We start from the raw sequence: 23,953 nt of genomic DNA, 5'->3' as shown, positions 1-23,953 counted from the left end.
CTTGATTACTGGGCGTTTTCAGCGGCCAGCTCTTCGAGATCGATGTAACGGTTGCCGATGCGTGGGTGCAGGCGGCCGCCATCGGCGCAACCCAGAACCACCACGATTTCGTCGGCACGCGGTGCATCTTCGATCTGCATTTCCAGGGTGATGTAGTGCGAACGCAGGCCTTCGTCGTCCTTGTGCATCATCGGGATCTGGATCGAGGTGCCTGGGCCGCCGCGCTTGTTGGTGAAGCTGAGGTAGCTCTTGGCTTTCACCGCTTCGCGGTAATGGTTGCCGAAGCGCAGGGTATGGATGACGGCGGAGGCGTGTTCGATTTCACCGTCGGCGCCCACTACGGCGGCCTTGCCATAAGCCTCGATCTTCTCGGCGCCGCCGATGATGCCCACCAGACGCTCGACCATCAGCGCACCGAGGTCGGAGCAGTTGGCGCGAATTTCCGGCTTCAGGTCTTCGACAAAGCCGCGACCCAGCCAAGGGTTTTTCATCACGACGGCCAGCCCGACCATGGTCACGGGCTTGTCAGCAGCCTTGCCGCCTTCGATAAAGGTTTCTTCGACGTAGCTGACGATCTTGCGGATTTCGAAACTCATGAGCTGCTCCGTGTAGGGTAAGAGTGTCTGTGCGTCTGATGGTATACCATAATACCGGAAGCACAAGTCCCTGAAACGGGTTTCTGGTCGGAAGGCGATAAAAGGGGGGGGGATGGCTGCTGCGATGGTTGCTCGGAGTTCATCGCTTGCAGCAGGATTGGTTCTATTCGTGGCAAGGTAGGCGTTGATCACGCTGGACGCACCACTCTGACCTTCGTATGGGGTTGGTTGTCGGGCGCAACTGGAGGAGGGGAATCTAGCTACGTCGAGCTTGCCGCATAGCGGCTATTTAGATTACAGGTCGAAGAACTTGCGAGCCATGCAGCCAATCTCGATGACGCCGAGTGAAAAGCTGGCTTTGTAGCCGCCAAAATCGTCAATTGTCTATAGGTAGAATCCAGTAGCGTTGCTTGGAATTACTCCATTTTTTCGCTCTTGAAACACCCCAAAAACAAGTCCAGAATTGAGTCTTTTCCTGCTTCGGCAAGAAAATAAACCCCTTAGATTTCAATGGGTCGGACGCTAGATGCGAGTCTCGTTTCCCGCTCCAAAAATTGCGCTACAGAGTTCCACTGAATTCTGTAAGCGATTGAAATCAGGACCTTCGGGTCCTTTTTTCGTTCCGGCGGGAACCACTGAAATCCAGCACCATCCAGTGCGTTTAAGTCCAGGATTAAGTCCAGGATTCTGATGCGTACGGAGTCGGTTTGTTGCTGGAGCAGTTTGTGTACCGAGATGAGTGTCCGGCCCTGACTCTGTTCAGGAGCTCGCGATGGCGCTCTCAGAAATGTCGATTCGGCACGCCCAAATCACTGGTATTGACTACATGCTCGGTGACAGTGACGGCCTCACGCTCAATGTGACGGCCAGCGGTGGTGTACCCTATCCATATGCCGACATAGCAAGGCCAGCATGCTTACGTCTGGCATGGTGGCGTGTGACTATGCTATAAATAAGTCACAAGTTGTCAACCACCTTTGGGGTGCGTAAGCTACAGGAATGAACCATCCACCAATTTCTTCGCCCGGCGCCCGGGGCCCAGCTGATCACGACATTCGAGACCAGATTGTCGCGGCGGCCAATGAGCACTTCAGCCAATACGGTTACAGCAAAACCACGGTTTCCGACTTGGCCAAAGCCATCGGGTTTTCCAAGGCTTACATCTACAAGTTCTTCGATTCCAAGCAAGCGATTGGTGAGGCCATTTGCTCAAGCTGCCTGGCACAAATCGTCGCAGCCGTGGAGCAGGCTATCAGCGAAGAGGGGATTTCTTCGACAGAACGCTTTCGTCGCTTGGTCAAGACCCTTATCACTACGGGCTTGGACCTGTTTTTCAACGACCGCAAGCTCTATGATATCGCTGCATTCGCCGCCTCGGAGCGTTGGCCCAGCTCGCTGGTGTATGACGCACGGATCAAGCAGTTTGTAGTACAGGTTGTGCGCGAAGGGCGCGAAAGTGGAGAGTTTGAGCGCAAGACTCCCCTGGATGAAACCGTAGAAGCGATACACCTGACCCTTCGGCCTTTCGTCAATCCTCTGTTGCTCCAGCATAGCCTTGATCACGTCGAGGTCGCGCCGACGCTTACCTCGAACCTCATCCTGCGTAGCCTTATGCCCTGAGTGTGGCTGCAGTGATGCAGCCACACCAATCTAAATAACTTTTTTGCATTTGGTTTGCATCTGGCTTTCTAGTTTCCATTTGCTCAAATTGTGACTATTGACACAAAAGGTCACATGAATAAATATGGCGCATCGGCTTTTGAGGGATTGCCATGAACATGCGTCGGCATCGACATTTTTCCGATTCCATTCCATTCCGATTCCGTCTTCGAGTACGCGTTCAGTGCGCAGGGTGGGCGTTGATATGACGAGCTTTGCTTAGGTGCTGGCGCAATTTGATCCGGGCGTGCCGTTTGTTCTCCGTCCAATTGGCAGCAGGGCCGGACGATTTTTGGCGGCCTGTCGGCGGCGTTGTCGTTGGAGGCGGTTCTTCGCGAGCGCCCGCAGGGCTTTCCTCCATCAAGTCGGCGCAAGTGTCATTCATAGGGCCGGTCACGCAGCCCCAGGTGTTCAATACAAGCGTGTTGCGCCAAGGGCGATCCGTGACTTCGGTATCGGTCGACTGCAAGTCGGGCGATGAACTGGCGTTGCGCACGACCTTGCTGTTCGCTCAACCACGAGCCAGCAAAATTACCCATGAGGCGTGGGGATGCCCGTTGGTAGAGGGGTCGTCGCGGTACAGCACGCTGGAGCTGGACAACAGCTTTGCGCCTGCCTGCGCGTTCAACTTCGAGATGCGTCCCGTGGGCGGCTCACTGCCGGTATCCGGTGCGGAAAATCCCGAGTTGCTGATGTGGGTCCGTCACCTCGATGCCCAGGGGGTTGACCCGGCGGTGGCCCTGATCGCCCTCGCTGACAGTCTGCCGCCTGCCACTATGACGTGCTTTATAGAGCCTGCGGCCATCAGCTCGGCTTCCTGGACAATCGATCTGCCGCAGCCCCGCCGTGGCCGGCGAATGGTTTCTCATCAGTTCCTTCAGCCAACAGGCCTTGGAGGGCTACTCGTTACAGGATATGGAGATCTGGGACGAAAGCGGTCGGCGGGTGCTTTGGGCGCGCCAGACCGTGGCGATTTTTGCCTAGTACAAAAACAAACTGTTCCACCACCTCTGCAATTGTTCCTCGAGTCCTAATAATGAAAAGAATCTTGCTCAAGACCCCCGTGAGTCTCGCCGTTGCGCTTGCATCATCCCAAGTGTTTGCCAGCGGCTTTGCGCTGAACGAACAAAGCATCAGCGGGATGGGGTCGGGATTCGCCGGCCGCTCTTCCTCGGCTGAAGATGCGAGCACCGTCTTCGGCAATCCGGCGGGCATGTCTCGCTTGAAGAAAGAGCAGGTCAGCCTCGGCGCTGCGACGCTGTTTGCCAAGAGCGATATCAGCCAGACACGCAGCACTTTCGGCGGCCAGGAAGACGGTGACATGGTGCCGACCACCACGGTGCCGATGGGTTACTACGTCAAGCCGGTGGATGAGCACTGGGCCGTCGGCGTTGGCTTTTATGTGCCGTTCGGTCTGATCACCGATTACGGCAGCGACTTTGCCGGGCGTTACTACGGCAACAAAAGCGAAGTGACGACGCTGACCTTCCAGCCCACCGTCAGCTATGCCTTCAACGACAAGGTGTCGATTGGGTTCGGTCCGACCATCAACCGGATCAGCGGTGAGATCTCCGGGATGGTGCCCAATCCTCTGAGCCCCGGCAGCAACGATGGGAAGCTGAAAAGCAACGGCGATGACACGGCGCTCGGCTTCAATGCCGGCATCCTGGTGCAGGCCACGGACCAGACCCGCCTGGGGCTGACTTATCACTCCAAGGTCAGTTATCACCTGGACGCCAAGTCCAAGCTCACTGGCGGGATTTTCAGTGTAGTGGGGGTCAGCGGGCGTAGCTATGACGCGTCGCTGGATGTGGACCTTCCGGAGTCGGTTGATCTCTCGCTCACCCATCAGCTCAATGATGACTGGACCCTTTATCTGGGAAGCACCTGGACACGCTGGAGTCGCTTCAAGGAGCTGACCATCGAGAACTCAGGCTTGCCTGCGCTGCTGAGCGGCGCGCTGGGTACTGTCAGAGAAGAGCAGAACTGGCATGACACCTGGGGCCATGCAATCGGCGCGGCGTATAAGCTGAACGATCAGTGGGTGCTGCGCGCAGGCTTGTCGGTCGATCAGTCGCCGGCCAACAACACCAACCGTGGGCCTCGAATTCCAACCGGTGACCGCACAGTGCTCAGCTTCGGTGCCGGCTGGACGCCGGTACAGGATGTAACGATCGACCTGGCTTATTCCTACTTGCAGGAAGAGAGCGTGCGGGTCAACGAAACCTCTGCGACCCGTGGTGCGTACAGTTCCAAATACCGCAACAGTGCCAGCGGTTTCGGTACCTCAATCAGCTATCACTTCTAACGCGATATGCCGTGTGCCGGGAGCTTGTGCGGCTCCCGGTCCCTTGCAATATCCCGCTCATGCACCCATGACATTCGCCATCAGGCGTTGGTGCAGCCAGCGTGGCGTGGCCCAGGTCAACACCGTGAGCGCCTTGTTGCCGAAACCGGGTACTACACTCATGCGTCCGGCTTGCAGCGCGCGGATGCCTGCGCGAACCACCGGTTGAGGTTGCATCATCACCATTTTCAGCGCGGGGGTAAGTTTCTGACTGGCGCTTTGGACAAACCCGGTGTCGGACAGGCCCGGGCACAGTGCGGTCACGACGACACCATCGCCCTTGAGTTCCTGATGCAGCGCCTCGGAGAAGCGAAGCACGTAGGCCTTAGCCGCTGAATAGACCGCGAAATTCTTCACGCCTTGGTAAGACAGCAGGCTTGCGATGTGCAGGATGTGCCCGCGATGCCGGGGGCGCATGTCTGCGGCGAAGAGACGAGTCATGGTGGTCAGGCCAGCGATGTCTAGATCGATCATTGCCAGGGACTGGTCAAGGGAGTGATCCAGGAAAGGGCCCTGCAATCCATGGCCGGCGTTGTTGATGAGCACATCAATCGCAATGCGGCGCCGGGTCAGCCGTTCGTGTAGCTCGATAATCGCCGGGATCGAAGACAGGTCTACCTGCTCGACGATGACCTCAATGCCGAAGCGCTCGCGCAGCTGGGCCGACAGCGCTTCAAGCCTGTCCAGCCTGCGGGCTACTAGAACGAGGGACTTTCCCTGTGCTGCGTATTGCCGGGCGAACTCCTCGCCAAAGCCGCTGGAAGCGCCCGTGATGAGCACCCAGGAATTCTCGTTGATTTTCATGTTGCTGGACTCCGGTTTTAAAGACTGAAAACAACAGTGACGGTGATCGCCCCGTCGCGAGCAGGCTCGCTCCCACAGGCATGAACGCTAACCCTGTGGGAGCGAGCCTGCTCGCGATTGGGGCCAAGTGAACGGCTGGTGTTTCATGTCCGGTCATCGGCTCGCTACAGGCTGTGGTGGCTGCGGCGCTTGCCAGCCGCCACCGAGGGCCTTGAATGCCGCGACCGCTGCGCGCGCCGATTCGGTCCGTGCTTGTGCCCGGGCATCGGATGCCTGGAGCAGCGTCTCGTCGGTGTTGAGGACGTCGATCAGGCTGGCCGTACCTTTCTGATAAGCAATAAAGGACGACTGGCGCGCCTCGCTCAATGACGCTTCGCCTGCGGTGAGCGTGGTGGCCTGGGATTCTCGGTTCACTAGGGCGGAGAACGCGTTCTCGACATCCTCGGTGGCTCGTAGTGCAGACTGACGATAGGCGGCCAGCGCTTCAGCTTCCTGTCCCTTGGCCTGGTCGATCTGGGCGTTGATCCGGCCAAAGTCGAACAGCCTCCAGCGCAGACCCAGCGCGCCCGACGCCTGGCTGGCGCCGCCTGAGAACAGGTGCCCGGCCGATACGGCGGTGGCACTGCCGAGCAACGCACTGAGGGAAAATTTCGGGTAGTACTCGGCGATGGCCTCGCCGATGCGGGCATTGGAGGAAGCGAGGCGGCGCTCGGCGACGATGAGGTCCGGCCGGCGGCGCAATAGGTCAGCCGGCGTCCCCATCCCGGTAATTTGTGGAGGCAGCGGAATGCTGCCGGTCTCGGCCAGTTGCTGGCGATGGGTGCCCGGCGGTGTGCCGAGCATGACATCCAATGCATTCATGGCGGCATCCAGGCCGGTCTGCAGGACTGGCACCGTTGCCTGGACCTGAGCAAGCGCGCCCTCGGTCTGGCGGACCTGATAGCTGGCGGCGAGGCCTTTGCTGTAGAGCAGCTGGACTTTCTCCAGCAAGTCCTGCTGGGTCTTGACCTGGCGATTCGCAATGTCCAGCCGCGCCTGCAAGCCGCGCAGGGTGATGTAGATGTCAGCAGTCTGCGCGGCGACGGCCAGTCTCGTGGCGGCGGCACCGGCCTCGGAGGCTTGGTACTCAGCTAGTGCGGCTTCGCGTCCGCGTCGCAGGCCACCAAAGACATCCAGTTCCCAGCTCGCGCCTAGGTCCAGCTCGTAGGCGTTTCCGTACCGATCGGAGCCGGGCGTCGAATCGAGCACCTGGCCCAGCGGCGTCTCGACGGATTGATAGGCGCGTGCGGCCTGGCCACTGATATTTCCCGAGGGCAGCAGGGCGGCATTGGCCGCGCCAAGGCCGGCCCGGGCCTGGGCAACGCGCGCTGATGCCTGGACAAGGTCGAGGTTCTGTTCCAGGGCCTTGGCGATGAAATCGCTCAACACCGGGTCGCCAAAACCCTCCCACCAGGTTATGAGGCTGGCCTGTGATGCGCCGCTCCTTTGCTCGATAGAAGACTGGCCCAGGAAACGATCCGAAAGCGCAGCGTCCGGGCGCTGGTAGTCCGGACCGACCGCGCAGCCGGCCATCAAGCTGGCGCCTACTAATAAAACAATGGGGCGGAGGGGTGACATCAAGGTTTCCTCGGGATCGACATTGGTGACCATAATATAGTATGGTCACAAGCTGTCAATTGGTGATGAATACTACTGTATGGATCACAGGTCCCGTGTTTGCTGAAGATTGTCCGGGCATCAAGCTGACTGAAAACAAAATTAGATTGGTGACCGTTGACAGTATTGGTCACGATCGTAAGAATGGGCTCCCAGTCCTCTGCTCAATAAAGGGAACCTATGCTCCGGCTCCGACCTTTCACCCTGGCCGCTTGCTTGTTGCCTCTCGTCCTTACGGCGTGTGGCGACTCATCCACTGCCATCGATCCGCGCACGCTTGCCCCTTTGGTGAGGGTCGCGCAAGTGCAGGGGGCGTCCGCCAGCGCTCGCTCTTTCACCGGTGTTGTGGCGGCGCGGGTCCAGAGCGACCTGGGCTTTCGCGTTTCCGGCAAGGTGCTGGAGCGGGTGGTGGATGCCGGCCAGACCGTTAAAAAGGGCCAGCCTTTGATGCGCCTGGACCCGATCGACCTGGGATTGCAGGCGCGAGCCCAGCAAGAAGCCGTCACGGCCGCCCGCGCCCGGGCCAAGCAGACTGCGGATGACGAGGCGCGGTATCGCGAGCTGGTGGCCGCCGGGGCGATTTCGGCGTCGGGCTACGACCAGATCAAAGCCGCAGCCGATACCGCCAAGGCCCAACTCAGCGCTGCCGAGGCGCAAGCTGATGTGGCCCGCAATGCATCCGGGTACGCGGTGCTCCTCGCCGACGCCGACGGCGTGGTGATGGACACGCTGGCCGAGCCGGGGCAGGTCGTCAGCCCCGGGCAACCCGTAGTTCGACTGGCGCGAGCCGGGCAGCGCGAAGCCGTCGTGCAACTGCCCGAGACCCTGCGGCCAGCCGTCGGGTCCAGCGCGCAGGCGACGCTGTACGGCAGCACCAGCGGGGCCGTCACCGCGAAACTGAGGTTGCTTTCCGATTCGGCTGACCGGGTGACCCGCACCTTTGAAGCGCGCTATGTGCTGGAAGGCGCCCTGGCCAACGCACCGCTGGGCTCGACCGTCACACTGCGTATCGCCGAAGGCGCGACCCAGGGGCAGGTGGTGCAGGTGCCGATTGCTGCGTTGTACGACCCGGGCAATGGCACCGGCGTGTGGGCCATCGACGGCGAACCGGCAAAAGTCACCTGGCGTGCGGTGCAGGTCCTGGGCTTGAGCGACGGCGCTGCGCGCGTCACAGGTCGTCTCAACGTCGGCGAACAGATCATCGGCCTGGGCGCACATCTGCTGCGTGAAGGCGAGTCAGTCAGGCTGCTTCCACAAAACGATGTGAAGGTCGCCGGGAGCCGCCAATGAGCCTCAATCTTTCGGCCCTCGCTGTACGCGAGCGCTCCATCACGGTGTTTCTGATTTTTCTGATTGCTGTCGCCGGGACCTTGGCCTTCTTCAAGCTGGGCCGCGCGGAGGATCCGCCGTTCACGGTCAAACAACTGACCGTCATCACGGCCTGGCCGGGCGCGACGGCGCAGGAGATGCAGGACCAGGTGGCCGAGCCCCTGGAAAAACGCCTGCAAGAATTGAAATGGTATGACCGCACGGAAACCTACACCCGTCCCGGTCTGGCTTTCACCATGGTCTCGCTGCTGGACCGCACGCCGCCTTCCCAGGTGCAGGAAGAGTTTTATCAGGCGCGCAAGAAGCTTGACGACGAAGCCACTAAGTTGCCGGCGGGTGTGATCGGGCCATTGGTCAACGACGAGTACTCGGACGTGACATTCGCGCTTTTCGCCCTCAAGGCCAAGGGCGAGCCGCAGCGGTTGTTGGTGCGTGATGCCGAGGTCTTGCGCCAGCGCCTGTTGCACGTGGCAGGGGTGAAAAAGGTCAACATCATCGGCGAGCAGGCCGAGCGCATTTTCATCTCTTTTTCCCACGACCGGCTGGCGACCCTGGGCGTTTCCCCTCAGGATATTTTCGCCGCACTGAACAGCCAGAACGTGCTCACACCCGCCGGTTCCATCGAAACCAATGGACCACAGGTCTTCCTGCGGGTGGACGGCGCCTTCGACAAGTTGGAGAAGATCCGAGACACGCCACTGGCCATCCAGGGTCGCACCTTGAAGCTCTCGGACGTGGCGACGGTTGAGCGCGGCTATGAGGATCCTGCCACCTTCCTGGTGCGCAACAACGGCGAAGAGGCGTTGTTGCTGGGCGTGATCATGCGCGAAGGCTGGAACGGCCTTGACCTGGGCAAGGCGCTCGATGCAGAAACAAGCAAGATCAATGAAGGCATGCCGCTGGGCATGACACTGACCAAAGTCACTGACCAAGCGGTGAACATCAATTCGGCGGTTGACGAGTTCATGGTCAAGTTCTTCGTCGCCTTGCTGGTGGTGATGGTCGTCTGCTTTATCAGCATGGGCTGGCATGTCGGGATCGTGGTCGCGGCGGCTGTGCCGTTGACCCTGGCCATCGTGTTTGTGGTAATGGCAGCCACCGGGAAAAACTTTGACCGGATCACCCTGGGTTCGTTGATCCTGGCCCTCGGGCTGCTGGTGGACGACGCCATCATCGCCATCGAAATGATGGTGGTGAAAATGGAGGAGGGCTACGACCGGATCAAGGCCTCCGCGTATGCCTGGAGCCACACGGCCGCACCGATGCTGTCCGGTACGCTGGTGACGGCGATCGGCTTCATGCCCAATGGCTTCGCCCAGTCCACCGCCGGCGAGTACACCAGCAACATGTTCTGGATCGTCGGCATCGCCCTGATCGCCTCTTGGGTGGTCGCGGTGGCATTCACCCCTTACCTGGGGGTGAAAATGTTGCCGAACATCAAGAAGGTCGAAGGTGGGCATGCGGCCATCTACGACACTCCGCGCTACAACCGCTTCCGTCGGATCCTGACGCGGGTGATCGCGCGCAAATGGCTGGTGGCCGGCACGGTTATCACGTTGTTTGCCGTGGCCATCCTGGGCATGGGCCTGGTGAAGAAACAGTTCTTCCCGACCTCGGATCGCCCCGAGGTGATGATTGAAGTGCAGATGCCCTATGGCACCTCCATCGAACAGACCAGCGCCACCACCGCCAAAGTCGAGGCGTGGCTGCAAAAACAGGCGGAAGCCAAAATCATCACGGCTTACATCGGGCAGGGCGCGCCGCGCTTCTTCCTGGCAATCGCACCGGAACTGCCGGATCCATCGTTCGCCAAGATCGTGGTGCTGACAGATAACCAGGAAGCACGGGAAACCCTCAAGTTCCGTCTGCGCGAAGCGGTCGCCGAAGGGCTCGCTCCGGAGGCCCGGGTCAGGGCAACGCAGATTGTCTTCGGTCCGTATTCACCATTCCCGGTGGCTTACCGAGTGATGGGGCCTGACCCGTCGAAACTGCGGGAGATCGCAGCTCGCGTACAGGACGTCATGCAAGCCAGCCCGATGATGAGGACCGTCAACACCGACTGGGGCTCGCTGACGCCGACGCTGCATTTCAATCTGGATCAGGACCGCTTGCAGGCGGTAGGGCTGACCTCCAGTGCCGTTGCCCAGCAACTGCAATTCCTGCTGGCCGGGGTGCCGATCACGGCGGTTCGCGAGGACATCCGTTCGGTGCAGGTGGTGGGACGCGCCGCCGGCGATATCCGCCTTGATCCGGGCCGGATCGAAGGTTTTACCCTGGTGGGTGCGGCGGGGCAACGTATCCCCCTGTCCCAGGTCGGCGAGGTGGACGTGCGCATGGAGGATCCGATCCTTCGCCGGCGTGACCGGACTGCGACCATCACGGTGCGCGGCGACATCGCCGAAGGCCTGCAACCGCCGGATGTATCGACAGCCGTCATCAAGCAGCTGCAACCGATCATCGACACGTTGCCCGATGGCTATCGGATCGAGCAGGCGGGGGCCATCGAGGAATCCGGCAAAGCCGGCCAGGCTATCGTGCCGCTGGTGCCGATCATGGTGGCCCTGACGCTGCTGATCATCATCGTCCAGGTGCGTTCGATCTCGGCCATGATCATGGTGTTCTTCACCGCGCCGCTGGGGTTGATCGGCGTGGTGCCGACGCTGCTGATTTTCCATCAGCCGTTCGGCATCAACGCCCTGGTGGGGCTGATCGCGCTGTCGGGGATTCTGATGCGCAACACGCTGATCCTGATTGGGCAGATCCATCAGAACGCAGAGGAGGGGCTGGCCCCGTTCCACGCTGTCATCGAAGCCACCGTGCAACGGGCGCGTCCGGTGCTGCTGACGGCCCTGGCGGCGATCCTGGCGTTTATCCCGCTGACCCATTCGGTTTTCTGGGGAGCGCTGGCCTACACCCTGATCGGCGGCACGTTTGTCGGAACCATCATGACGCTGGTGTTCCTGCCGGCGATGTATTCCATCTGGTTCAAGATCTGTCCGGTCAAGGCCGTGCAAACTGAAACAGTAAAGCTGGCATAAGCGATCGATCACTTGCCGCTCCAGTGAGCGTCTACAGAAATGAAGAGGTTTTCTATGAGTACTCCAGCAGGTCAAACGCGCATCGTAGTCACGGGCGTCGGCGTCGTCGGTCCCCTGGGTTGTGGCGTAGAGGAAGTCTGGAAACGGCTGCTGGCCGGACGTTCCGGCATTCGTAGCCTGCCCGAAGTATTCGCCGAGGGCACCGGCGTTGCGGTCGGCGGCCAGGTGCCGACGCTGGAAGACGATGCCGTTGCCGGTTACGACCCGGAGCGCTTCATCGCCCCCAAGGACCGCAAGAAATTGGATCACTTCATCGAGTTCGCCTTGGTGGCGGCGCAAGAGGCCCTGGATCAGGCAGGCTGGCATCCGACTGAAGCCGCCGACCTCGACGACTTTGCCCACGACTTCTATAGCCTGGCGCAAGAGGCGGATCTGCTCGAGTTCAATCTGCAGGCGGCCAAGGCGAAGAACCCTGATGTGCGCGTGCAGCTGCAGGCGGACAATGGGGTGAATTATGGCGAAGTCGCGCGGGCGATGGCCTCGATCGAGCGGGCTGGGATTACCACGCTGTCGGTGATTACGGCGAAATAGGATTCGGGTTTATTGCATTGGATGTGGGGCGGTGAATGATGGGGGAGGCTGCGAGGCTCAACTGAGGTCTTAGTGCTTCAAGTGGAGTTGGTGTCACCGTCACCTGAAGCGTCGCCATCTAGCCCTAGCTGGATGAGCTAAAGCTGTTCATCGCACCACCCAACGAACGAGCTTGAAAGTGGTGGACGCGGGTCATGCGAGCTTGATGGCTCCGCCTTGGATATCGTCCCGCGCCATTCGCAAGTCATTGGCGTCTTGGTTGAGCCGATGAATGAGGTTGAGCAATCGTTGGCGCAACACCTCGTCTTGGAGCTGCTCAGTAGCACGCATCACATCAAGCGCCGCTGCCTCATTGTTGGTGGCAACGGCGTCGAGTAGTTTGCGCATGCTTCTTGATGGCCGATTCATCTCCAACCCTCCTGGGTTTCGGTGACGCGAATCATATGGCCGAAATGTTTCGTTAGTGTTTCAGTTGCACGAACTGGTTTTGAATCACCGGCTCCGGTCGTACCACATCAACTTCGTCGCAAGTATCGAGTATCAGAGGCCACGATGGCGTACCAGCAGGACACGTCCTGGCCTTGAACCAACGGCAAGCGCCAACAGAATCAATGCGATGGAGGCCCAGCCTGAGGCGCTGGGGCGTTGGCCTAGGATGAGAATGGAGCTGACGATGCCAAACACGGGAATCAGCAGCGACAGCGGCGCCACCCGCGATGCAGGGTACTCACGCAATAGCAGGTTCCATCCCCAGTAGCAGAAGAGCGTGGCGCCGTAGACCTGGAAAGCTAGTGAAAATGTCGTAACCGCATTCAAATGCGAAGGCAAGGCTATAAATGGAGCCGCGCCATGCAACAGCCAAGTCATCAGAAATAGCGGAATTGGTGGAAACAAGCTGGCCCACACCACGAAGGCGAAAATCTGGTGCACCTTCGATACTTTGATCACGACATTGCCAATGCTCCATGCCACAGCGCTAACGATCACTAATGCGAAACCGATCATGGTGGCCTCACCGGGACTGCCCAGCAGGATGCCAACCAACCCTATCGCAGCCATCACGATGCCGAATAATTGAGGCATTGATAGGCTTTCACGGAACAACAGCACACCCCAACCGAGCGTGAAGAATGCGCTGAACTGGATTAGGAGCGAGGCACTACCGGGTGGCACACCCAGTGCGATACCCAGGTTGATCAAGGCCCACATCGCTACGCCGAAGATCAATCCATAGGCCGCAAGCCAGCGGAAGGCAACTTGCGGACGCTTCACGAAAAACACCCAGGGTAAGGCGGCCAGCGTGAAGCGAATCGCAGTCAACAGCAGGGGGTCAATATCGGTAAGACCGAGTTTTGTAATGGGGAAGTTCAATCCCCAAACGGCCGTCACCAAGGCGGCAAGCAACAAGTGTTTTTTCTGCATGGTTCGCGTGTCTTTCCCTGAATAGTGAGTTTTAAATGCTCTGTACCTCTGGGAATATGCAAGAAATCGGAATGGCCCGCTTTCAGGCGGGGGCCAAATATCATTAAAATCAGGCCATGCAAACAACAGCGCTAGATCCCTACCAAAACATACCGCGCGATGCTGTCGTGACCGTAAGCGACTATGCAGACGGTGAGCTATTCCCGTCGCACATCCATCAGCGTGGACAATTCGCTTATGCCGCACGCGGTGTCATCACTATATTCACCGACGAAGGCAACTGGGTCGTTCCGCCCCTGCGCGGCATATGGGTACCGTCCCAGCGACCTCACGCTATGCAAATGCGTGGCCCTGTCACGATGCTCAATACCTATATCCGCAAACAGGCTGCGCAGCGCCTGGGGCTACCGGCTCATTGCCAGGTTTTCGATGTATCGCCGCTACTACGGCAATTGTTGGAGAAGGCCATCGATATTCCCGCGCGCTATGACAAAAATGGACGCGATGGCTATCTGATGGGTTTGTTGCTGCACGAGATTGCCGGGATGCCTGCGCTATCGCTCAATGCGCCATTACCGACTGAACCTCGTCTTGCTCGGGTATGCCGCGATTTCTTGGCCCACCCTTCGCTGGAGATCGGCATCGATGACATGGCGCAGCGCACCGGAATGAGCCGCCGCACCTTTACCCGCCACTTTCGACTACAAGCTGGCATCAGCTATATCGAATGGAGACAACAAGCTTGTCTGCTTGCGGCAGTTGTTCGACTTGGAAACGGCCAGTCTGTTACGCAGGTCGCAATAGAGTTGGGGTATAGCAGCTCAAGTGCATTCGCAACGGTATTCAAGCGTGTACTGGGTGAAGTGCCCAGTCGATATGTCTCAGAACAAAAGGTGTCGGTGTCCAAATTCAACCAGAAATACAGCGCACCGCCATCACCTTAGTGCTGGAATCTGGAATCGAACAACGCGAGGCGTTAACGACAGCGAAAAAATGTCGGACCTGGTTCAAGCAATTATTCCGATACGCCTTGGTGAAGGTTGAGGGGCTTGACCAAAATTCCGCGTCGGACCTTGATGTGGTAGCGCTTCCCAAGCCCCCCTGTCACACAATCCCTTTCTCCGTATGAACGAGTTGCCTGCGCCCAGGGTTTTCCCGAAACATTGCGCAACCTCAAAGAGGTATCGCCCACCGCCGACCTGACCTCACATTCGACAAATCACCTTCATCCATACGAGACGGAGATTGTACGGTGGTCCTCGCGCTGTCTCGACCAGGCCGCGTCGCCATCTACGCCGATCACTTTGATAGTCCGTTCAGCCAGCGCCCGCAACAGCCAGCCTTCGCCACAGCCCAAGTCAAGCGGGGGTGGGGGACCCCGCTTGCTCGCGAAAACTGCAATGCCCGCGATACAGATTCTGACCAGATATCAATCCAACTGATGCCGATAAGGCAAGTCCGGCCCGGTCTTGCCGCAGGTCAGGGCGGCGGCGCTGACGGCGAAGGTGAGCATCGCGTCGATCTGTTCGCGACTCAAGCGCTGCAAACCCTCCACCGAATCCAGCTGCTGTTCGGTCAGCCAGGCGATCAACGCCGCTTGGAAGGTGTCGCCGGCGCCCACGGTATCAGCCATCACCACCGCGCAGGCCGGCGCCGACCAACTGCCATGGCGGCGGCTGAATACCGTTGCTCCCTGGCCGCCACGGGTGAGGAATACCAGCTGGCAGCGGTGTTCCAGCCAGCCATGGATCACGCTCTGCGGATCACGCTCGGGGTAGAGCAGGTTCAGGTCCTCGTCGCTGACCTTGATCAGGTCGGCATGCTCGACCAGAGTGTTGATGCGTTCGCGCCACAGTTCGATATTCGGTTGCGGGTTGAGTCGCACGTTGGGGTCGAGGCTGATCAGGCGTTTGCCGCTTTCCCGGCGGACCAGGGCCAGCAGGGTGTCGGCAATCGGCTGCACCACCAGCGAGAACGAGCCGATATGCAACCCACGCACCTCAGCGCCTAACTCAGGTAAATGCCCCGGCAACAGCTGGCGATCGGCACAGCCTTCGCCTCGGAAGCTGTAATGCGGCGAGCCGTCGGCACCGACGGCGACCATTGCCAGGGTGGTCGGTGCGTCGAAGTCCTGCAGGTAGTCCGGGCGCACGCCTTCCTCCTGCAGCACTTGCTGTAAACGCCGGCCGAGGTAGTCGCTGGACAGCCCTGCGAACAGCGCGACGTCGATGCCCAGACGGCGCAAGCCGACCGCGACGTTGAACGGCGAACCACCGGCAATTGCTTTGTAATTCACTTTTGAAGCTTGAGCGTTGACGTCGTTTCCACTGAAGAAGTCGAACAGCGCTTCACCACATACCAGATACATAGTCATTCGCTCTTTAAAGGTTCGCTACAAGTTGTTGATAGCGTTCGTAGGCCTGTTAGCGTTAAAAAGCTAGCCAAGCAAAGCTGTTGGTTAACGCGTGATTCTTTCTCAAAAGAGAGGAAGTGGGATCTTAATTTGTGACCGTGAAGTCAGCGATATTGCTTGCCGAAATCACAATGTCAGCATTCGGAAGGTCGTTGCGATGAACCTTTTCATAGGAAGTAGCCTCATCGAAACCCAATGATCGCCATCGATCAAGCAGGCGCGCTTCCAGGGTTCTGCGGTCAGCCTGCAGCATTATGGTGGCGTCAAAACAGTCTCTTAAGGACGACCATGGGGCGAGGTCTAATAGAAGGTAGTTTCCTTCCACGATGAGATATTTCACGTCAGAGGGAATCAACTGTCCTGCAGCACGGGATATCTCCAGGATTCGATCGAATACCGGAACGGCAATCACTGGTTCGTTGTTCGCACGAAGCCGCAGCAGCAGACTCCTGAAGCCACCCACATCGAATGTATCAGGTGAGCCCTTACGATCCAAAAGGTTCAAGGATCCAAGAACCGCGTCATCGTAATGAAAGCCATCCCCGGGAACGACAACTGCGCTCCCCGGCATAACGCTATTAAGAGTCTCTACCAAGACCTGAGAAACGGTGGACTTACCGGCACCAGGCGGCCCCGCTAGCGCAACGACAATTCGATTACCAGACAGGGCCTTAACGTAGTTGAGTAGCTCTGTGCTTACTATTGTGTTTGTTTTGGTGAACATGCCAAATCTCTCCTCAGCAGCCGTCGCTCAGGTTTCCCGTAGGTTCGTCCCTTTAGGGGTTTTCATGCCGTTCGGCCGCTGCGAGCACCTCGCAGCAGCCATTCCCCGCAGGACAGAGGTGGCTAGAAACCCCTATGTCATTTGACTCAACCCCTCAGTGGTCAGTTGGTCAGTGGTCAGCTTGCCAGCCTTTGTACTCCATGACATTGGCTCGTGTTACCAGTGAGGGTTGAAGCAGTACCGTTGTGCGTTCCAGCGATTTGCCATTCAGCAGGTCGTTGCCCATCGTTACGGCCTGTTGTGCCTGGCCCCAAGGGGACTGAGAGGCGGATGCCTGGATCTGTGTATCGCTTTTGAGCGCAGTCTCTATATCGGGAGCCCCATCCACCGAGGCGATAATGATGCCTTTGCGCTTGAGTTGTTTTGCTGCCAGGTCTGCACCTATGGCCTGGGGATCATTGATCGCGAACACCGCGTCGACTTTTGCAAAGCGAGTCAAGTCGCCTTGCATCACGCTGTAGCCACCTTCACGCGAGCCTTTGGCATCCTGATTATCAGACAGTATCTTGATATCGGGTGCCTGCGCGAAAACACTCTTACAGCCATTGACTCGGTCTAAGACTGCTGAGGTCTGCGTACCATTCTGGATAATAACGTTACCCTTGCCACCCAGCTTCTCAGAGATGTACTGACATACAATCCTGCCGGCTTCGACGTTATCGGTCTGTACCGTGGCGTTGGCACCTTGCACCATGACATCTACGCCCACAACCACTATGCCTGCCTTCCTTGCTTTAGCAATCGCAGGCGCAATTGCTACAGGGTCGACGGCGTTGACAAGAATCAAGTCTACGCCCGAAGAAATGAAGTTATCGATTTGAGTGAACTGCTTATTCAAATCGTAATCTGCCGACACCGAGATAAATTTTGCGGCTGGATTGATATGCAGTGCCTCGGCTTTGGCGCCATCTACCATCGCTACAAAATAAGGATTACCCAGCGAGCCAACAGTTATCCCGACGGATTTCAACTCTCGCGCTTGAGCGCTGCTAAATGCCAGTAGTGTACAAACAGCGGTAAATATTATTTTTTTCATGAGGACTGTCTCTTGTTATTGGAGTGTGGGGGTTATATATGATTCAGGTTCGTGCACCTGACTGCCGAAAGCGATCGAGGGCTACCGCGCCGATGATGACAACACCTTTGATAATGTATTGCCAGATATCCGAAACTCCCAGCAATATCAGGCCATTGGAAAGTGTAGCGATAATCAGGGCGCCAATTAGCGTACCGACGATAGTGCCGACGCCTCCTGTAAAGCGCGTGCCTCCCAGAATAACGGCGGCGATAGCGTCGAGTTCATAAGACTGTCCCATTTGCAGTCCGTTAGCAGCCATCAGTCGAGCGGAAGTCATGATAGCCCCCACACCCGCCAACAAACCGGATAGGGCATAAGCAAATAACAGGACTTTCCAGACTTTGATTCCCGACAACCGTGCGGCCTCAGGATTGCCGCCCACTGCGTAAATCTGTACGCCTAACACCGTACGTCGAAGAATAAGCCACGAAAGAGTAACCACGACTACCGCGATTACAACCAGCCATGGCACCCCGAACAACGTATCGTTTCCAATGTAAGCAAAGGACAGGTCAGGATTGAAAACCGTTTTGTCTTCGCCGATGAGGCGTGCGATTCCACGCATCGCAGTCAATCCGCCTAGCGTGACGATAAATGCCGGTAGCTTTCCAAAAGCGACCAATACACCATTGACGAGCCCTAGTAGCAGTCCGACTCCAAGCCCCGCAGCGATGGCCAGGGGAGCAAACCCCGGAACTTGCGATACCAATAGCGCCACTACTGCGGAAACAGCCAGAATCGAACCAACCGAAAGGTCGATTCCACCTGTCAAAATCACGAAAGTCAGACCTGACGCCAATACCACATTGATAGAGGCTTGCTGACTGATGATCGAGAAATTCTGAACCGAGAAAAAGCTCTCGCTCATCAGGCCAAAGCCCACACAAAGGAGTAACAGTACGGGCAGCATGCCCAACACTTTCATCAGTTGGCGCATTTTATCCTGGGTGGAAGCTCCGGCGATGCTTCGTACACCAGGCGTGGTGAAGTCACTTGCTACTTTGCTTTGCAGTGGGGAAGTCATTGGACTAAGTCTCCGTTGGCTAGAGTCAACCTGTCGCTGCCTGTGGCAGACGCGATAATGGCTTCAGGTGTGATTTCAAGACCGCTCTGGCCACCGAGTTCGGTGACAAGTTTACCGTCACACATGACCAATACACGGTCGGCAATTCCAACGATCTCTGGTAGTTCACTTGAAATTATCACTACGCAAACGCCGGATGCTGCTAATGCATTGATGATTTTATATATTTCTGATTTAGCCCCAATGTCGACACCCGATGTAGGCTCGTCGAGGAACAATACTCTGGGCTTCATCTCCAGCAGACGAGCCAACAAAACTTTTTGCTGGTTGCCTCCGGACAGTGCTCCAACATTGATATCTGGAGACGCTTTGATATTGAGTGCCTGGATTGCTTGTTCGGTACGTCCAGTTCCGGCCGTTCGGTCCACAAACCCCGCAAATCGAGCATCACTTCCCACAACACATACATTGATATTGTCGTGGACACTCATGTCGAGAAAAAGGCCCAGTGCTTTGCGGTCTTCTGTCAGATAGACGATGCCTGCGTTACCTGCATCGCGAGGAGAGCGTATGACTACAACTTCGCCGTCCATCTCAATCTTTCCACCTGAGTACGCATCGACGCCTGCGATTAATCGGGCAAGTTCGGTTCTTCCAGAACCCACCAGTCCTGCAATCCCGAGAATTTCGCCGGCATACAGATCGAAACTGCAATCCTGAATTTTGAAGTCATCTGTAAGATTGCGAACACGTAGTATCGGTTGCTCGTAAGAGCACAAAGGACGCTCATGGGCGTAGAAGCCGGAAACATCGCGGCCAACCATCATCCGAACTAGGGTTTCAGCTGACAGCGTGACGCGATCCAGTGAACCAACGTAATGACCGTCCCGGAGCACCGAAACAAAGTCGGACAATGCGTATATCTCGGCCATTCGATGGCTGATATAGATGATCGCGACGCCATCATCACGTAGCTGGCGAATCAATGTAAAAAGACTTTCGGTCTCTTTTGTGGATAGCGGCGTTGTAGGCTCGTCCATCACCAGGATTCGCGTATCGGCATGAATTGCACGCGCGATTTCAACAAGTTGTTGGTCCGCAATCGACAAAGTACCGACCAGTGCGTGCGGATCAAATGTGACGCCAAGCCGCTTTAGTACTACGAGCGCACCTTCGGTCATTGCCTTGCGGTTTATAACTCCACATCGTCGAATCTCTCTACCCAGGTAGATGTTCTCCACCACGCTCATATTCGCGCACAAGCTGAGCTCTTGATAGATGACGGATATGCCATGGCGCTTCGCATCGTTCACGCCATAGTTTCGAATATCACATCCGTCGATTCGTATAGTGCCACTGTCGGCGACATAGGCCCCCGATAGTATTTTCATCAGAGTGGATTTTCCGGCGCCGTTTTCGCCCATTAGCGCGTGGATTTGTCCAGGGAAAATACTGAGGTCAATGTCATGCAGGACACGCACCCCATTGAATGACTTCGAGATGGAATGCATTTCCAATAGGGCAGGAGGGGGGCTTTCAGATCCAGTGCTCAGCATAGCTGTTAACTCCTTATCTACCGATTTGAGAGGCAGTTGAAACCTCCCATCGGTGTTCTTGTTTGAGCAACATAGTCGAAAGGAAAGCGCTTGCGCAAGCGCTTTCCTTTTCGTTCGAGGAATTCTCCAAAAAGCACTTCAACGTCCATCCCCTAGGGAAGCCCCGATCAAAGAGCGCATGAAAAGGATGTTAGAAAAGCGCTTGCGCAAGCGCTTTCGTCTCGGCTATGCTTTTTTCAACAAGCGCTGCTGCGTCCATCAATTGGTTCGCAGGATGATCGCTACGATAATAAAAAGGAGTGCCCGGCTATGCTGCATAGCGGATTCCACCATCTCGATTCACAGACTTCAGATGCGCTGCGCATCTCTCTGGGTCTTTCACGAAATTGCGGGCTCGCCCCGGCATCAATTCCGAGAGCCATCGACGCATTTTCTCGCCGTGAGCTTTACAATAGGTAGCAACTGGACATGAGTTCAGCGCTATCCATCAAATCACGTGAGAAAGGAGTGATGCACAGTGGGTGCAAAGATGAGCGATGTCGCGAGAGCCGCGAACGTATCAATGTCTACGGTATCTCATGTTCTCAACGGTACTCGTAAAGTACATCCTGACACCGTCCGTAGTGTGAATCAGGCTGTAGAGTCCGTAGGCTATATTCGAAACTCACTCGCTCGGTCTCTGGCTCGCTCCTCTTCGGGTTCGGGTGCTATCGGCGTGGCGATTGCTACGCTTTCAAACTATTACTTCAGTGAAACAGTACGTGCCATCGAAGCGGCATGCGCGAAAAGCGGATTGATGATGATATTGGTCAATACGCAAAGAGATCCGGAACAGGAACTTAAAGCGGTCAAGGCACTGCATGAGCGACGTGTTGACGGGATTGTACTCGCCTCGGAATATGATCCGGAGAATCGAGTATTTAATTATTTAAAAGCCAACAAAATACCCACGGTTCTCATCGATCGACTTCTCTCGACGTCTTTCGATCAGGTGGGGGTGGAGAATAAGAATTCATCTCAAGAGTTGATTGCACATTTGATTAAGCTGGGTCATCGGCGTATCGGGATGGTATCCGGACGATTGACTCAGTCTTCTTCTCATGAGCGAATTGACGGCTACCGTGCGGCTTTAGCTGACGCTGGAATTGAGTACGAAGATCAATTGGTTTGCTGTGGTGAATCGGCGATTGCGCCGGCAATGGAAGCCACGCGCCGTTTGCTATCGCTAGAGCACCCGCCCACCGCAATAATGACTGCAAACAACTTGATGACCATTGGTGCAATGCAGGCTCTTCGTGAAGCGGGGCTTGAGGTGCCAAAGGATATCGCGCTGGTTGGCTTTGACGATTTCGACTGGGCGGATGCTTTTAGCCCAAGACTGACAGTTGTAGCGCAACCTCTCGAGGAACTCGGAGCCCAGGCTGTGAAGCTTTTATTGAAGCGTATCAAGCAACCTGAGGGTAGACGCCAGACTATTAGATTGAAACCCTCTTTAATCCAGCGAGATTCTTGCGGCGCTCCAAAATGACTGTACTCAGGGTTTCGTCCTGAGAATCTAGCGGTGCAGACGTGAATTATTTGATGCTTATCCACGTCTCGCCGTCTGGATAATTTTGAAACTAAATGACTGGCACCTGGTTTCCACTTGTCGTGCACGGATATGCATGTTTGCAGTGTTTTCTGCTTGAGTGCCCCCGCGTTCGATTTTGTTTTCTTCAGGTTTCAATGATTTCGTTATAGAGATAGACATTTATTTGAATCGCGATGGAGAACGCTGGCCCTCGCGGGAGTAAATCCGATAATTGGTCGTAACTGCACAATGCAGGGCTTATTCCTGTGATGGCGCTTCTGCGTTTGCAGAATTACAAAACGCCCACATTTGAATGGCAAGAAAAGAGTTGATTGAGACGGCACAAGCCGTATTGGCGAAGAAGGGCTGAGCATGAATAACTACAACAAAACGAATGATGTGACTGCACTGCCGGCATGGCGCAATCTGCTCGACCATCGGGAGAGCATGAAAAATTTTAGTATGCGCGACGCCTTTCGAGATAACAGTAAACGCTTTCAAGACTTTTCCTTGACGGGCTGCGGGCTTTTTTTGGATTACTCCAAAAACCTCATCACTCACGAAACGCGTTCATTGCTTGTAAACCTTGCTCGCGAGGCTGGCGTGGAACAGGCCGCGCGTGCCATGTTCAGTGGAGAGAAAATCAACGGCTCCGAGGGACGTCCAGTGCTGCATACGGCGCTGCGGCGACCAGTGGGGGACGCTTTGATGGTCGATGGTCGCAACTTGATGCGCGATGTGCATGGAGCCCTGGCGCAGATGACTGACGTTGTGAGTCGTATCCATAACCATCTGTGGCGTGGTTACAACGACAAGGTCATCACCGATGTCGTAAACATTGGTATTGGTGGCTCATTTCTGGGCCCGGAGCTTGTCTCTGAGGCGCTGGCGCCTTTTGCTCGGCATGGGGTGCGGTGCCATTATCTAGCTAATATCGACGGCAGTGAGTTCCGAGAGGTTACAGCCGAACTGAACGTAGAAACAACGCTGTTCATCATCTCCAGCAAAACCTTCGGTACTCTTGAAACCTTGAAGAATGCACAAGCTTCTCGTAGCTGGTACTTGGCTAAGGGCGGGACGGAAGAGAAGCTATATCGCCATTTCATTGCTGTGACCAGTAATCGCCAGGCAGCGCTGGATTTCGGTATCCGTGAAGCAAACATTTTTCCTATGTGGGACTGGGTCGGTGGCCGTTACTCACTATGGTCTGCAATTGGCCTGCCGATTGCGCTGGCCATTGGCATCGCTAACTTCAAGGAACTGCTATCCGGCGCGTACGCTATGGATCAGCATTTCCTGAACGAACCATTGGAACAGAACCTTCCTGTTCTTTTAGCGGTACTCGGCGTTTGGTATCACAATTTTTGGGGTGCGCAAAGCTATGCGTTCTTGCCCTATGACCATTACCTGCGCAACTTCGTTAAGCATCTGCAGCAGATGGACATGGAGTCAAATGGCAAAAGTGTTCGTCATGACGGCACGTCAGTGTCTTGCACCACGGGCCCGGTAATCTGGGGCGGCGTGGGGTGTAACGGACAGCACGCTTACCACCAGTTGCTGCATCAGGGAACGCCTCTGATTCCAGCTGACTTCATTGTGCCTGTGGTCAGCCACAATCCAGTGGCTGATCATCAGGAATGGCTGTACGCCAATTGCTTGTCTCAAAGCCAAGCGCTGATGTGGGGCAAAACCCGCAGTGAAGCTGAGGCAGAGCTAAAAGCCAAAGGCCTTTCATCCAGTGAGATTGAACGACTGGCACCGCATAAAGTGATCCCCGGTAACCGGCCAAGCAATACAGTTGCTCTTGAGATCATCAATCCACATAGCCTTGGTGCGCTGATCGCCCTTTATGAGCACAAGGTCTTTGTCCAGGGCGTAATTTGGGGAGTCAATTCATTTGATCAATGGGGCGTGGAACTGGGCAAGGAGCTAAGTAACAACGTCCATAGCCTCCTGACTCGCTATGACGCGCAACCGGCTGATGATTCCTCGACGCAGGGTCTTATAGATTTCTTCCGAGGACGTCATCGGGGGTAGAGCCTCATAAGATTGGACGGGACTAATGCATTATCGTTAGCTCGTCTGG

General features: G+C 56.6%; 18 protein-coding genes and 4 pseudogenes. 11 read left to right on the top strand and 11 right to left on the bottom strand.

Translation table 11 applies throughout. From position 1 onward, the window contains the following. Positions 1-5: 5 nt before the first annotated feature. On the bottom strand, positions 6-596 hold the full coding sequence (locus ACZ89R_RS04330) for an amino acid synthesis family protein (protein WP_018927718.1): 591 nt from the start codon (positions 594-596) through the stop codon (positions 6-8). 999 nt (positions 597-1,595) lie between these two features. Here ACZ89R_RS04330 and ACZ89R_RS04325 point away from each other — a divergent pair. From ACZ89R_RS04325 to ACZ89R_RS04315, 3 genes are all read left to right on the top strand, one after another. Beyond that, on the top strand, positions 1,596-2,216 hold the full coding sequence (locus tag ACZ89R_RS04325; protein WP_123494982.1) for a TetR/AcrR family transcriptional regulator: 621 nt from the start codon (positions 1,596-1,598) through the stop codon (positions 2,214-2,216). A gap of 482 nt (positions 2,217-2,698) precedes the next feature. After that, complete coding sequence (locus tag ACZ89R_RS04320; protein WP_429546580.1) at positions 2,699-3,289, top strand: thioesterase family protein; 591 nt, start codon at positions 2,699-2,701, stop codon at positions 3,287-3,289. A 2-nt stretch (positions 3,290-3,291) separates the two neighbouring features. Continuing rightward, on the top strand, positions 3,292-4,563 hold the full coding sequence (locus tag ACZ89R_RS04315) for an OmpP1/FadL family transporter (protein WP_123494981.1): 1,272 nt from the start codon (positions 3,292-3,294) through the stop codon (positions 4,561-4,563). Positions 4,564-4,620: 57 nt separating this feature from the next. Here ACZ89R_RS04315 and ACZ89R_RS04310 read toward each other — a convergent pair whose 3' ends face one another. Together ACZ89R_RS04310 and ACZ89R_RS04305 are read right to left on the bottom strand one after the other, a co-directional pair. Further along, the gene (locus tag ACZ89R_RS04310; protein WP_218395906.1) at positions 4,621-5,406 is read right to left on the bottom strand and encodes an SDR family NAD(P)-dependent oxidoreductase; all 786 of its coding nucleotides are present in this window, start codon (positions 5,404-5,406) and stop codon (positions 4,621-4,623) included. Positions 5,407-5,559: 153 nt separating this feature from the next. After that, positions 5,560-7,023, bottom strand: a complete 1,464-nt coding sequence (locus ACZ89R_RS04305; RefSeq protein ID WP_429547908.1) for an efflux transporter outer membrane subunit — start codon at positions 7,021-7,023, stop codon at positions 5,560-5,562. A gap of 219 nt (positions 7,024-7,242) precedes the next feature. On the opposite strand from ACZ89R_RS04305, the gene ACZ89R_RS04300 reads away from it, so the two are divergent. The 4 genes and pseudogenes from ACZ89R_RS04300 to ACZ89R_RS04285 all read left to right on the top strand — a co-directional run. Beyond that, entirely contained in the window at positions 7,243-8,352 is a 1,110-nt protein-coding gene (locus ACZ89R_RS04300; RefSeq protein WP_429546581.1) for an efflux RND transporter periplasmic adaptor subunit, read from the top strand. Continuing rightward, positions 8,349-11,429: an efflux RND transporter permease subunit gene (locus ACZ89R_RS04295; protein ID WP_429546582.1), complete on the top strand. Its 3,081-nt coding sequence runs from the start codon at positions 8,349-8,351 to the stop codon at positions 11,427-11,429. The genes ACZ89R_RS04300 and ACZ89R_RS04295 overlap by 4 nt, the downstream gene beginning before the upstream one ends. Positions 11,430-11,483: 54 nt before the next feature. Continuing rightward, positions 11,484-11,813, top strand: a pseudogene (locus ACZ89R_RS04290) (beta-ketoacyl synthase N-terminal-like domain-containing protein); the annotation flags it as partial. A gap of 39 nt (positions 11,814-11,852) precedes the next feature. Next, positions 11,853-12,020, top strand: a pseudogene (locus ACZ89R_RS04285) (ExbD/TolR family protein); the annotation flags it as partial. A gap of 192 nt (positions 12,021-12,212) precedes the next feature. Here ACZ89R_RS04285 and ACZ89R_RS04280 read toward each other — a convergent pair. Both ACZ89R_RS04280 and ACZ89R_RS04275 read right to left on the bottom strand, forming a co-directional pair. Further along, positions 12,213-12,428, bottom strand: a complete 216-nt coding sequence (locus tag ACZ89R_RS04280; RefSeq protein ID WP_123494975.1) for a hypothetical protein — start codon at positions 12,426-12,428, stop codon at positions 12,213-12,215. Between the two features lie 132 nt (positions 12,429-12,560). Next, the gene (locus ACZ89R_RS04275; RefSeq protein ID WP_429546583.1) at positions 12,561-13,442 is read right to left on the bottom strand and encodes an EamA family transporter; all 882 of its coding nucleotides are present in this window, start codon (positions 13,440-13,442) and stop codon (positions 12,561-12,563) included. Between the two features lie 116 nt (positions 13,443-13,558). Between ACZ89R_RS04275 and ACZ89R_RS04270 the strand changes: the two genes are divergently transcribed. Both ACZ89R_RS04270 and ACZ89R_RS04265 read left to right on the top strand, forming a co-directional pair. Then, complete coding sequence (locus tag ACZ89R_RS04270) at positions 13,559-14,386, top strand: AraC family ligand binding domain-containing protein (protein WP_429546584.1); 828 nt, start codon at positions 13,559-13,561, stop codon at positions 14,384-14,386. 2 nt (positions 14,387-14,388) lie between these two features. After that, a pseudogene (locus tag ACZ89R_RS04265) lies at positions 14,389-14,582 on the top strand (tyrosine-type recombinase/integrase); the annotation flags it as partial. Between the two features lie 139 nt (positions 14,583-14,721). On the opposite strand, the pseudogene ACZ89R_RS04260 reads toward ACZ89R_RS04265, so the two are convergent. The 6 genes and pseudogenes from ACZ89R_RS04260 to ACZ89R_RS04235 form a co-directional block, all read right to left on the bottom strand. After that, positions 14,722-14,817 (bottom strand): annotated as a pseudogene (locus ACZ89R_RS04260) (methyltransferase domain-containing protein); the annotation flags it as partial. 54 nt (positions 14,818-14,871) lie between these two features. Beyond that, positions 14,872-15,810, bottom strand: a complete 939-nt coding sequence (locus tag ACZ89R_RS04255; RefSeq protein WP_429546585.1) for a carbohydrate kinase family protein — start codon at positions 15,808-15,810, stop codon at positions 14,872-14,874. Between the two features lie 130 nt (positions 15,811-15,940). Further along, a complete protein-coding gene (locus ACZ89R_RS04250) occupies positions 15,941-16,579 on the bottom strand; it encodes a nucleoside/nucleotide kinase family protein (RefSeq protein WP_429546586.1) in 639 nt (212 codons plus the stop codon). A gap of 169 nt (positions 16,580-16,748) precedes the next feature. Further along, entirely contained in the window at positions 16,749-17,675 is a 927-nt protein-coding gene (locus tag ACZ89R_RS04245; RefSeq protein WP_123494971.1) for an ABC transporter substrate-binding protein, read from the bottom strand. 43 nt (positions 17,676-17,718) lie between these two features. Further along, on the bottom strand, positions 17,719-18,741 hold the full coding sequence (locus ACZ89R_RS04240; protein WP_429546587.1) for an ABC transporter permease subunit: 1,023 nt from the start codon (positions 18,739-18,741) through the stop codon (positions 17,719-17,721). Further along, complete coding sequence (locus ACZ89R_RS04235) at positions 18,738-20,297, bottom strand: sugar ABC transporter ATP-binding protein (RefSeq protein WP_429546588.1); 1,560 nt, start codon at positions 20,295-20,297, stop codon at positions 18,738-18,740. Before ACZ89R_RS04235 ends, ACZ89R_RS04240 begins: the two co-directional genes overlap by 4 nt. A gap of 517 nt (positions 20,298-20,814) precedes the next feature. Between ACZ89R_RS04235 and ACZ89R_RS04230 the strand changes: the two genes are divergently transcribed. Beyond that, a complete protein-coding gene (locus ACZ89R_RS04230) occupies positions 20,815-21,825 on the top strand; it encodes a LacI family DNA-binding transcriptional regulator (RefSeq protein WP_429426503.1) in 1,011 nt (336 codons plus the stop codon). A 414-nt stretch (positions 21,826-22,239) separates the two neighbouring features. Then, positions 22,240-23,904: a glucose-6-phosphate isomerase gene (pgi, locus tag ACZ89R_RS04225; protein ID WP_429546589.1), complete on the top strand. Its 1,665-nt coding sequence runs from the start codon at positions 22,240-22,242 to the stop codon at positions 23,902-23,904. Positions 23,905-23,953: the final 49 nt, after the last annotated feature.

The sequence above is a fragment of the Pseudomonas sp. TE3728 genome, from assembly GCF_056279145.1.
This window is presented reverse-complemented; position numbering and strand designations above follow the sequence as displayed.

Bases quoted from the DNA above. Each gene is read 5' to 3' on its own strand.
- ACZ89R_RS04245 (WP_123494971.1), bottom strand. From the start codon at position 17,675: ATGAAAAAAATAATATTTACCGCTGTTTGTACACTACTGGCATTTAGC.
- ACZ89R_RS04270 (WP_429546584.1), top strand. From the start codon at position 13,559: ATGCAAACAACAGCGCTAGATCCCTACCAAAACATACCGCGCGATGCT.
- ACZ89R_RS04295 (WP_429546582.1), top strand. From the start codon at position 8,349: ATGAGCCTCAATCTTTCGGCCCTCGCTGTACGCGAGCGCTCCATCACG.
- ACZ89R_RS04280 (WP_123494975.1), bottom strand. From the start codon at position 12,428: ATGAATCGGCCATCAAGAAGCATGCGCAAACTACTCGACGCCGTTGCC.
- ACZ89R_RS04325 (WP_123494982.1), top strand. From the start codon at position 1,596: ATGAACCATCCACCAATTTCTTCGCCCGGCGCCCGGGGCCCAGCTGAT.
- ACZ89R_RS04275 (WP_429546583.1), bottom strand. From the start codon at position 13,442: ATGCAGAAAAAACACTTGTTGCTTGCCGCCTTGGTGACGGCCGTTTGG.
- ACZ89R_RS04255 (WP_429546585.1), bottom strand. From the start codon at position 15,810: ATGTATCTGGTATGTGGTGAAGCGCTGTTCGACTTCTTCAGTGGAAAC.
- ACZ89R_RS04250 (WP_429546586.1), bottom strand. From the start codon at position 16,579: ATGTTCACCAAAACAAACACAATAGTAAGCACAGAGCTACTCAACTAC.
- ACZ89R_RS04235 (WP_429546588.1), bottom strand. From the start codon at position 20,297: ATGCTGAGCACTGGATCTGAAAGCCCCCCTCCTGCCCTATTGGAAATG.
- ACZ89R_RS04330 (WP_018927718.1), bottom strand. From the start codon at position 596: ATGAGTTTCGAAATCCGCAAGATCGTCAGCTACGTCGAAGAAACCTTT.
- ACZ89R_RS04240 (WP_429546587.1), bottom strand. From the start codon at position 18,741: ATGACTTCCCCACTGCAAAGCAAAGTAGCAAGTGACTTCACCACGCCT.
- ACZ89R_RS04310 (WP_218395906.1), bottom strand. From the start codon at position 5,406: ATGAAAATCAACGAGAATTCCTGGGTGCTCATCACGGGCGCTTCCAGC.
- pgi (WP_429546589.1), top strand. From the start codon at position 22,240: ATGAATAACTACAACAAAACGAATGATGTGACTGCACTGCCGGCATGG.
- ACZ89R_RS04305 (WP_429547908.1), bottom strand. From the start codon at position 7,023: ATGTCACCCCTCCGCCCCATTGTTTTATTAGTAGGCGCCAGCTTGATG.
- ACZ89R_RS04315 (WP_123494981.1), top strand. From the start codon at position 3,292: ATGAAAAGAATCTTGCTCAAGACCCCCGTGAGTCTCGCCGTTGCGCTT.
- ACZ89R_RS04300 (WP_429546581.1), top strand. From the start codon at position 7,243: ATGCTCCGGCTCCGACCTTTCACCCTGGCCGCTTGCTTGTTGCCTCTC.